Genomic DNA, 2,829 nt, shown 5'->3' on the forward strand with positions numbered 1-2,829 from the left:
AGGCGGTGGGCATGGTACATTTTGTCATGGCGGCTGATGCGGTTGATTCTGGTGTAGGAGCTTGAATTATAACCGATTTTCAGCCGCTTTTTTCATGCCCGATGCAATATCCGGGCTAGCGTCTAGTGCGATACTGGCTTCGATGGGGGGAGTTGGAAAGTATCGGGGAGTAGGAAATGCTTTTAGTATAGCTAAGAGTGGTGGAAAGCATGCCGGTTTCTTGAAAAATAACCAAGACCGTCCTAATGAAGAGCTGGCTAAAGGCGCTGCCAAGATAGAAAAACAAATAGCCCTGCATCAAGCAAAAATCAAGGATCCTGCTAAGTACGTGGAGGGCTGGTCTAAATTAGATCCTCGTCAGCAGGAAGCTCTTGTAAATAAGAAATGGCCTTCGGACATACGGCGTCAAGAGGAACAGAGAGATATCTTGAAAGGCATATTGTCAGAGAGGAATTAGAGATGTCCGATGAAAGATTTAAGAATTATATTTATGATTTAGGGGTTTTGATAAAAGAGAGTGCTGAACTTGCCAAGGCTGAAAAGGATGCTTCTCAGGAGGCCAATGCCGATACCTATAAACTGGGTTATTTAATGGCCCTTCATGATGTCGTCTCTTTAATGAAAGAGCAGGCCGACGTCTTCGGTATTGAGCAATGCTTAATTGGGTTAGATGATATAGATCCGGAATCAGAGTTGCTCTAGATTTGGATCCATCGCCCAAGGCCAGGACATCTCTGGGCTAGCCTAGATACCGCCATCAACGGCGGCAGCCTGAGCGATAACCTCGATACAAGCCTCGAAGACGCGATTGCGCATACGGCTTCGGCAGCACTGTTCAACGCCGTGGGGGATTTTGCTGCCGATCCCGCCATCGACTGGCCGGACGGCAGTCCGCAGAAGATCGCCCTGCATGCCCTGGCCGGTGGTCTGGTCTCGGAAGCGATGGGCGGCGACTTCCGGGATGGGGCGATGGCGGCGGGCGCCAGCGAGGCGCTGGTGGGCAGGCTGATCGACGACGTCGCAGAGAATCCAGCCCTGACCAACGCCGTGGCCCAACTGGTCGGCCTGACTGCAGCCGGTCTTAGCGGCGGCGACGTACAGCAAGGCGCCTGGGTGGCCAATCAGGCGGATCGCTACAATCGCCAACTGCATCCGCAAGAGCATGCCATGCTCGCCGACGAGGCCGACGCCCTGGAAGAACGGCTTGGTCAGCCACAACTGCAAGGCGTTACCTGGCAAGACATGCTGACCCTGGCGTCGGGTGCATCACTCGACGCCCAAGCGGCTCAGCAATTCAATGAGCTGCTGACCCAACTGGAAGGTACCAACGCCAATAACCCGCTGTATCAGGACTTTCAGCACGACCTGCTACAGGCCAGCCAGAGCATCGCCGCGCTGGCCGAGCAGAACACGGCGTTGACCTGGCAGGATGGCGAGTCGATCACGGCCTATGGTGATCCGGTCATCGCCTTCCAGGTCACGCCTCGGCAGTATCAGGATGCCGACCTGTTCGGCTCGTTGTCCTCGAACGGGTTGCTTGATGGCGCGAATACCGCCTGGCGCCAATTCGGCGTGGGACAAAGCACGGATTACCAAGAAGACATTGCCGGCTTCGCGTCATCGGCGCCGCAGCATGCTACGCTGAACGAACGCCTGGGCTGGCTGGTCTCGGATGGCATCCAGCCGGACACGACGGATGTCGATATCGCCCTGACCCTGGCTGGCGGTGCGGGGGCAAGGAAGGCGATTGAGTGGCTCCGCTCGCGGGTGATGAGTGGAGAATTTACAAAAGGCGCAGCTAGAGTACCTGGGCGAGTTCAATCTAGAATTAATCTTTCAAATGACGGCATAAAACATACGTTAGGTCTCCATCTTAATCCTACGAAGGCTGGTAATAAGAGCCAATTCACTTTGCCAGAATCAGAGTTACGCTCATTGCTTGGTGCTAAGAGTACTGTACAGGCACCAGCTCAGGCGTTAGAGACAGGTAACTTTGCGCGCACAGTTACTACAAATAGGACTGTGGGTAACTTGGCTGAAAAAATGGGCGGCGGTTCGACCAATACGTTTACGGTAATAACCGATAAGTTTGGTAATTTACAAACAGCGTTTCCAGGAGGGCTTTAAGCAATGGGATCGAAAAAAGTAGACTCGGTGAAAGAAGAGCTGATTGAGCTAAACGAAAAGCTTCACAAAAAGTTGTTGGTTAATGAAAATTTCTATAAGCAGTTAATGCAAAAAGGATTTGCCTATCATCAGTGTTTGTTGGTTTCACTGTTCCCCGACAGTAGCAACACTTACTGCGGGAAGCTTATTCGACAGGACGGCAGTGTGTTCGAGTTTGATATTGATTTAGATTCGGCTGAATACTCATCCTGGGAAGATGTGACAGGCAGTTTTCGAGAGCTATACGAAAGAAACAAGGTGGGAAAGCCGTGGTTAAAAGATGTGGTTGCTTATGATTTGTTTTATGAGTTGAAGCATTAAGTGTCGGGGTCCGCATGATTAGTTACGCGGGCCCCGACAGCAAGGTGACACATAAATGAGTAAGTTTTCTTTCTATCAGCAAGTTAAGGTTGTTGAGGGTTATAGGCTTGCTCCATATTTTGGAAGTGTGGGAGCTGTTCTTGGTATCGGTGAAGAAGATGGGGAGTTCAGCTATGCTGTGACTTTATCTGAACACGACATAACAATTTCATGCTGGGAGCATGTGGACTTCCCCCGATCTAGTAGACACGCATCGATAACTCCGCAACAGGAGAACACCGATGCCGGAGATGATCACGGGGAAGAAAACTCAGCAGTACAGCACTGAGTTCAAAGTCAAAG

Annotated in this window: 5 protein-coding genes; all 5 read left to right on the plus strand. The window is 51.4% G+C overall.

What is annotated here, in order from left to right; translation table 11 throughout:
• The first annotated feature begins 61 nt into the window (after positions 1 to 61).
• The 5 genes from ACPF7Z_RS19305 to ACPF7Z_RS19325 are packed head-to-tail and all read left to right on the plus strand — an operon-like array spanning position 62 to position 2,815.
• Positions 62 to 457: a hypothetical protein gene (locus ACPF7Z_RS19305; protein WP_425194863.1), complete on the plus strand. Its 396-nt coding sequence runs from the start codon at positions 62 to 64 to the stop codon at positions 455 to 457.
• A gap of 2 nt (positions 458 to 459) precedes the next feature.
• Positions 460 to 702 carry a hypothetical protein gene (locus ACPF7Z_RS19310; protein WP_425194864.1) on the plus strand — a complete coding sequence of 81 codons (243 nt, stop codon included), beginning with the start codon at positions 460 to 462 and terminating at the stop codon, positions 700 to 702.
• Between the two features lie 6 nt (positions 703 to 708).
• Positions 709 to 2,127: a DUF637 domain-containing protein gene (locus ACPF7Z_RS19315; RefSeq protein ID WP_425194867.1), complete on the plus strand. Its 1,419-nt coding sequence runs from the start codon at positions 709 to 711 to the stop codon at positions 2,125 to 2,127.
• 3 nt (positions 2,128 to 2,130) lie between these two features.
• The gene (locus tag ACPF7Z_RS19320; protein ID WP_425194865.1) at positions 2,131 to 2,487 is read left to right on the plus strand and encodes a hypothetical protein; all 357 of its coding nucleotides are present in this window, start codon (positions 2,131 to 2,133) and stop codon (positions 2,485 to 2,487) included.
• A 55-nt stretch (positions 2,488 to 2,542) separates the two neighbouring features.
• The gene (locus ACPF7Z_RS19325) at positions 2,543 to 2,815 is read left to right on the plus strand and encodes a hypothetical protein (RefSeq protein WP_425194866.1); all 273 of its coding nucleotides are present in this window, start codon (positions 2,543 to 2,545) and stop codon (positions 2,813 to 2,815) included.
• The last annotated feature ends 14 nt before the right edge of the window (positions 2,816 to 2,829 follow it).

It is taken from the genome of Halomonas sp. GXIMD04776, assembly GCF_049808615.1.
GTDB lineage: Bacteria > Pseudomonadota > Gammaproteobacteria > Pseudomonadales > Halomonadaceae > Modicisalibacter.

What these genes read in the sequence shown, in the direction of transcription:
- ACPF7Z_RS19310 (WP_425194864.1), top strand. Translation starts at nt 460, where the DNA reads ATGTCCGATGAAAGATTTAAGAATTATATTTATGATTTAGGGGTTTTG.
- ACPF7Z_RS19320 (WP_425194865.1), top strand. Translation starts at nt 2,131, where the DNA reads ATGGGATCGAAAAAAGTAGACTCGGTGAAAGAAGAGCTGATTGAGCTA.
- ACPF7Z_RS19325 (WP_425194866.1), top strand. Translation starts at nt 2,543, where the DNA reads ATGAGTAAGTTTTCTTTCTATCAGCAAGTTAAGGTTGTTGAGGGTTAT.